The 6,560-nt window shown below is 48.6% G+C and carries 4 protein-coding genes and 1 pseudogene; 1 reads left to right on the top strand and 4 read right to left on the bottom strand.

Features of this window, described 5'->3' with window-relative positions; translation table 11 throughout:
* Positions 1–161 precede the first annotated feature (161 nt).
* A complete protein-coding gene (locus WBV75_RS07480; RefSeq protein ID WP_424120007.1) occupies positions 162–1,004 on the top strand; it encodes a DUF2911 domain-containing protein in 843 nt (280 codons plus the stop codon).
* Positions 1,005–1,101: 97 nt separating this feature from the next.
* On the opposite strand, the gene WBV75_RS07475 is transcribed toward WBV75_RS07480, so the two are convergent.
* The 4 genes and pseudogenes from WBV75_RS07475 to WBV75_RS07460 all read right to left on the bottom strand — a co-directional run.
* Entirely contained in the window at positions 1,102–2,808 is a 1,707-nt protein-coding gene (locus tag WBV75_RS07475) for a sodium:solute symporter (protein ID WP_424120006.1), read from the bottom strand.
* A 104-nt stretch (positions 2,809–2,912) separates the two neighbouring features.
* On the bottom strand, positions 2,913–5,444 hold the full coding sequence (locus tag WBV75_RS07470; RefSeq protein WP_424120005.1) for a PIG-L family deacetylase: 2,532 nt from the start codon (positions 5,442–5,444) through the stop codon (positions 2,913–2,915).
* A gap of 78 nt (positions 5,445–5,522) precedes the next feature.
* Positions 5,523–6,068, bottom strand: a complete 546-nt coding sequence (locus WBV75_RS07465; protein ID WP_424120004.1) for a mechanosensitive ion channel domain-containing protein — start codon at positions 6,066–6,068, stop codon at positions 5,523–5,525.
* A pseudogene (locus WBV75_RS07460) lies at positions 6,065–6,560 on the bottom strand (septum formation inhibitor Maf); the annotation flags it as partial. The gene WBV75_RS07465 and the pseudogene WBV75_RS07460, both read right to left, overlap by 4 nt.

Below are 6,560 nucleotides of genomic sequence, written 5' to 3'. Positions count from 1 at the left end.
GTTCTGCTTTTCCCAATACTTTGGGAGCCTTGGAATCTTCGGAAAAAACAGACACCTGAATGTCGCAGGATTGGTGGCTTCAGCCGTTGTATTTAGGATTTGTTTAACAAAACAAACCTGCCTTTCTCAGTAGTTTTGACCGAACTAAAAACCCAATAAACATGATAAAAAGAATACTTTTGACGTTGGCGCTAAGCGCTGGACTTATGGGGGTTGCACAAATGCAGACCCCTGCCCCGAGCCCGGGCTCCACACTGGAGCAGATGGTTGGCCTTACAGAGGTTACCGTGAAATATTCCCGCCCGTCCATGAAAGGACGAACGGTTTTTGGAAACCTGGTCCCTTATGGAAAACTTTGGCGAACTGGAGCCAATGCTAATACCACTGTTATGTTTAGTGACGATGTAACGGTAGGAGGCAAGACCCTTAAAGCCGGGACCTATGCGGTTTTTACCAAACCTATGGCAAACAAGTGGGAAGTACTTTTTTATTCAGATACCAGCAACTGGGGAACCCCGGCCAAGTGGGATGATGGAAAGGTAGCAGCTAGTATTACGGTACCAGCTGTAAAGACAACACCTACAGCTGAAACTTTTACGATCACCCTGGACAACCTGCATAACAACGGGGGAACCCTCGGAATGTGGTGGGAAAACACCTATGCGGGCGTTCCTTTTGAGGTACCGACAAAGGCCAAAGCGATGAAGAGTATTGAGGCGGCTATGGGTGGACCTACTGCCAATGATTACTACGGCGCTGCGTCCTACTATTTCCAGGAAGGAATGGAGATGGACAAGGCCAAAGAATACGTAGAGAAGGCGGTAGCTATGAATCCGGAAGCATTCTGGATGATGCGTCAGCAATCCCTTATTTATGCTAAAATGGGAGATAAGAACGGGGCAATTGCTGCTGCTAAAAAATCCCTGGCAGCTGCTGAAAAAGCAGGAAATGCGGATTACGTTAAGATGAACAAAGATTCTCTGAAGGAATGGGGAGCCATGTAATTCTTTTTGTCCTTGCAATACCACGGCTTTGAAACTCGTGGTCTGAACAAATCAAAGGAAATATATCAGAGGCCCGGCCGTAAAAACGCCGGGCTTTTTATATGCGGATGGGTGGATTTTTCAGCAACCTGTCAAAACCTTCCAGCAAGAGGGCGAGGACAATAACCAGTGCACATCCAAAAGCGTTGAGCCAGAGAAAAGACATCCAGTCGAATTTAAACCCGATAATGACCATGACCTGGGTGATGATGGCGGCGATAAAAACTGAGTTGCCTCGTACTTGTTTCACGAAGAAGGCGAGCAGGAAAATCCCGAGTACATTCCCGTAAAAAATGGAGCCGATAATGTTGACGAGCTGGATCAGGTTTTCGGCCAGGCTGGCCAGGCACGCCAGGGTTATGGCCACTACACCCCACATTAAGGTAAACAGGCGGGAGACCTTAACGTAGTGTTTGGGCTCCATCTCCTGCTTTTTATTTCTCTTGTAGAGATCAAGGGCGGTAATGGTCCCCAATGCGTTTAATTCCGAAGCGGTGGAGGACATCGCAGCGGATAAGATCACTGCCAATAGAAGGCCGATGAGCCCCCTGGGCAGATAATTCAGGATAAAGTGTATAAAGACATAGTCTTTGTCGTTGGTCTCCACACTGCTGTCTGCCTGGCTAATTAATGTTTTGGCCGTTTCCCGGTTAAAGCGCTCTTTCTGGTTGATTTTCAAAATATTCGCTTTGGCCGCAACTGTGGAGTTGTAATCCTTTAGCTTCAGGGCCCTGGAAAAGGCATTTTGCGCCATTTTCTTCTCCTGCTCCAACACCCCGTGGGCCATTTCCAGTTCCTCGTACTCTTCGGCGTACTCAGATTCAAGAACTGCGGCAGTAGCTGCCGGGTTAAAATTAAGGGGGGAAGGGTTGTATTGATAGAATACAAAAACCATAACCCCGACAAGGAGGATAAAAAACTGCATCGGAATTTTCAGCATCCCGTTAAAAATAAGTCCGAGCTGGCTTTCCCGCACAGATTTGCCGGAAAGGTAGCGCTGCACCTGACTCTGGTCCGTTCCAAAATAGGAGAGCATCAGAAACATACCCCCGGTTATCCCGCTCCAGAAGGTATACCGGCTGCTGGTATCCAAGTCGAAATTGAGAATATTCAGTTTCTCGCTCGCCCCTGCAATTTTAAGGGCTTTGCTAAAATTAATGTCGCTAGGGAGGTATCCGAGAATAAAGAAAAAGGCCATAAACATCCCCAGCATAATCACGAACATCTGTTGCTTTTGGGTAACATTAACAGCTTTTGTGCCCCCGGAAACCGTGTAGATAATCACCAGGATACCGATAATGATGTTCAGGGTTTTTAAATCCCATCCCAGGACTGCAGACAAGATGATGGAAGGGGCAAAAATGGTGATTCCCGCTGCCAGTCCCCGTTGTATCAGAAACAGGATAGCTGCCAGAGTTCGTGTTTTCAGGTCAAACCGCCTTTCGAGAAATTCGTAGGCGGTATAGACCTTGAGATGGTGATAGATTGGGATAAAAACAATACAGATGATGATCATCGCCATGGGCAGTCCGAAATAGAACTGTACAAACCCCATCCCGTCGTGAAAAGCCTGTCCTGGTGTGGAAAGGAAGGTAATCGCACTGGCCTGGGTAGCCATTACCGAAAGTCCGACAGTCCACCATTTGGCCCGGTTACCCCCCAGGACGTATTCCTTGACATCTTTGTTTCCCCTGGTTTTCCAAACGCCAAAAAAGACGATAAAAAAAAGGGTGCCCGCCAGAATGATCCAATCGATAGTTGCCATGTTAAGCGTTCGAGGTCATAATAAAGTAGAAAACCAGAATATAGATGGCGTTTAAAACCAGCACCAGGGTATAGATGCGTTTCCAGACCATCTTTGCTTTCATTTCATCCTTTAACTCCACGCTCAGCAGGTATTGGCGCCTTCCCGATGGAAAGCATATTAGACAATAATTTAAAAGCTCCCGGTACCCCCGCAGGAAGTTCCCGAAAAAAACTCAGGCCGGTGTAAATATAGTATCCTGAACCATAGGGTGCGACCAGTAGACCACCTTTTTTACTGGATTCCCCGGGGTCATTCATGGAGAGCAGGGGTGTATAGGACGGATCCCATTGATCGGGGAAATACAGTCCGCGTTCCTGAACCCAGCCCTGAAAATCCTGGGCATTAATAACGTTGGGAAAATTCAGCACGGGATGTTCGGGTTCCAGAATTCCTACAGTGGCCGTTTCATCCGATACCCGGTCCCGGGACAGGCGAAGCGGATAGGGGGCAAGATTGCTAAAGTCACGGGCTCCCCGCCCACTGGTATTGTACTGTACAATCATGGTGCCCCCCTCTTTGACATAGTTCAGCAAGATGTCATTTTTAAAAGGCAATTCATCCAGTACGTTATATGCCCGAATGCCCAGGACCACGGCATCCATAGTTTTTAAAGTCTCAGCGCTGAGGGCATCCATATTCAGGGTATGCACCGTATATCCGATCGCTTCCAGGTTTTCCGGTACCTGGTCTCCGGCACCCATGACATATCCGATATGTTGCCCGGCTTTTTCAACATTGAGTCGTACAACTTTTACCACCGCAGGGAGTAGCACGATTTGAGCTGGAATATGTTCGTAGACAATAGGGATAAGTTCTTCACTATAGACCTTGTCTCCAATTGTTATTTCGGGAGTTACGAAGCCTTGCGAATCCCCGGGGGGAGGCATGAGGGTAAACTGAAATACCATTTCATCCCCTTTCCCCGAAAGGCTGAGGTCGTAGGATGCCGGGTTCGCCTGCCATCCTTCCGGTACCCTGAGCCTTACCTTGCCACGGGCACTTTGGGTATGCGATTTCACCGCTAATTTCAGGGAGCGGGAATGTGCTGAGGTGAACATACTTACTTGTTCATCAAAACTTGCGGTCACTTTGGGGAGGACTTCAAAAGCACGGACCAATTCTCCTTTGTCCGGTTCGGAATACCGGTGGACGACTGGCGTTACATAATCCAGCTTGGTACCGTCAATATCTAAATTTACCCGCAAATAAAATGCGGGAGGCGTTTTTGGTTTCCCGATAAGGGAAGGATCAGAAACGGTGTAAAGCCCCTGGGTTCCGGATTCCCGCAGCCAATAGGGGTCCGTGCCTGCATGGTCCTCTGGAATGGCAATGGCCCCTTCGAGGCGTATCCGCTGATTCTCAGTTAAGGGGATGAGACTATCGCTTTGCGTACCCGCATCCAGTTGAAATCCCCTGACTTCCACGGGCCACTCAGACCGGTTAACCATTTCGATGCGAATTGGAGCCGTTTCCCCCGGATTTGCAGCGTAATCTGCAGATGAAGCCTCAATATACAAGCCTGAGACGTTGACAATGAGTTCCAGGAGTTGCTCGCTTTTAACACGCTTCCAGTGCGAATCCTCCAATGCAGTCAGGATCTTATAGGCCTCGAGCAATTCGGGAAGATGGGAGGCGGGATCCCTGAAATTAAATGCGGATTCCATAGGGTTCAGGATGGCCCCGACAGCTTCCCCACCTTTTATCCTTTCCCAACTCGTGTCGATACCCTCGAAAGGATCTCCGTTCTGTGGTAAACTTCCTTCCAGTATTTCTAAATACTCTTGTTCAGAACCCCGTACGTTGGGTCTTCCAAAGCCCTGGCAACGGTGTTTGCTGCTTGCCATAGCGGCAATTTCGTTATTGGACAGGCCACGCTCCGGATAATAAACACCTACGTCCAGGGGAACAAGCCTCGATTTATCTGCCTTTTCAAAATTCTCGCGACTTCCGTAAGACCACCAGGACAGATTATAAAAGAGCCGCTCGGGACTCCAGGGTTGGAGGGACGCGAGTTGTTCCGGATAGGCATCGCGTTTTCCCGCCAGGGCAAAGGCTTCTGTACTTAAAATTGCAGACGATGTATGATGACCATGGGTGCTCCCGGGTGTCCGATGGTCAAAACGATTGACGATAATATCGGGCTTAAATGTCCGGATCACTCGCACTACATCCGAGAGCACGGCATCCCGGTCCCATATCTTCAGGGTTTCGTCCGGGTGTTTCGAATACCCAAAGTCGTTGGCCCTTGTAAAGAATTGTTGTCCTCCATCTACGCCTCTGGCGGCAAGCAGTTCCTGGGTGCGCAGGACCCCGAGCAATTCACGGAGTTCAGTGCCGATTAGATTTTGGCCCCCATCCCCCCGTGTTAACGACAAATAAGCGGTTTGGGCGTGCACTTCATTGGACAGGTAGGAGATCAATCGGGTATTTTCATCATCCGGGTGGGCGGCGATGTACAGGGCAGAACCTAAAAAGTTAATTTTCTGAAGGTCGTTATAGAGTTTAACAGAAGATGGCGGAGCCTTACCCTGTCCATTGCAAATAAATGGAAGTACAAGTAATCCCAGGGTTAACCAGCGCAGTAAATAGGGCATAATTCGGTAAATTAGTCAGCCGGGTAAAGATAGAAAGATAACGGGCCGGGGAGGGTACTTTAAAACTTCTTTAACACCCTAAAGCGCATCGCTCCCTTCGGTATCCGCTGCATCGGGTTTAAGAATCGTCACGGCTTTCTGAAGAAAAAGATTGTTTGGGTAAGTCACCAATTCCCCATTAGTGTTGCGAAGGTGTACATGATAGGCGCGGATATCTTCAATCCAGAACTCGTTTACACCTTCCAGTTCCTTATCGAGAATGCGTATATGATCTCCAATTTTAAACGGGAAGGAAAAAAAGAGGATCACCCCGGCTGTGATATTGCTCAAAATAGACCAGCTGGCAAATAAGGCCACCCCGATTACGGCAAAAACCGAAGATAAAATTAAACCGACTTCCCTGAAGTTTACGCCCCAAATAAGCAACAGGGCGCTAACCATCAATACGACATGCCCAATGGATACATATTTTAAGATTAACCGCGTTCGGATGTCATTCAGGTCACTGATCTGCCCAACTTTCCGTATGGCCTTTGTGGAGAGAACGCGCGTGATAATCAGCACACCCAGGGTCAGCAGGGTGGTCAGGACCTCGGTCTGGTAGTTGGTAAACAATTCGCTCATCGCATTTCCAATCCTAAACTATCCCGTAAAGATAGATCTGAGTTTCCATTTTTTTGCCAGTACGGGCTCAAAATAGTTTTGTTCAGCCGGGCTGTCGAGGTAATTGCTCCGCGTCCGGAAGGATAAGACTCCCTCCATCCCTCTATCCGGTAGGGAAACCCGTCCTGGAATTGAATGCTCAGGGTTCTGTCGAGTTCCGGATACCGTATATACAATTGCCGGCTGCCGGCTTCAGTGGTGAGTGTGACCTCGGCGTTGTAGGATTTAATTTCCCGGTGCTTCAGTCTTAGGTATTCCAGGGAAGGCACAATGCTCAGGTTCCCTTCCGGCAAGGCATCGGGTTGGGTGCGAATCATTGTCCAGAGTTCATCTTCGAGGACGTTTTTTTCGATGCTGAAAGCCTGGTCGGCTTCGGATTCGAAATAACTGTTGGACTGGATTTCAAAAGCTTCCCGATTGTTGAGTTGGGCAAATACATGACCACACCACTCC

Source organism: Robiginitalea sp. (assembly GCF_049588695.1).
Classification (GTDB): domain Bacteria; phylum Bacteroidota; class Bacteroidia; order Flavobacteriales; family Flavobacteriaceae; genus Robiginitalea.
The sequence above is the reverse complement of the archived record's forward strand: the minus strand, read 5'-3'. Positions and strand labels throughout refer to the sequence as shown.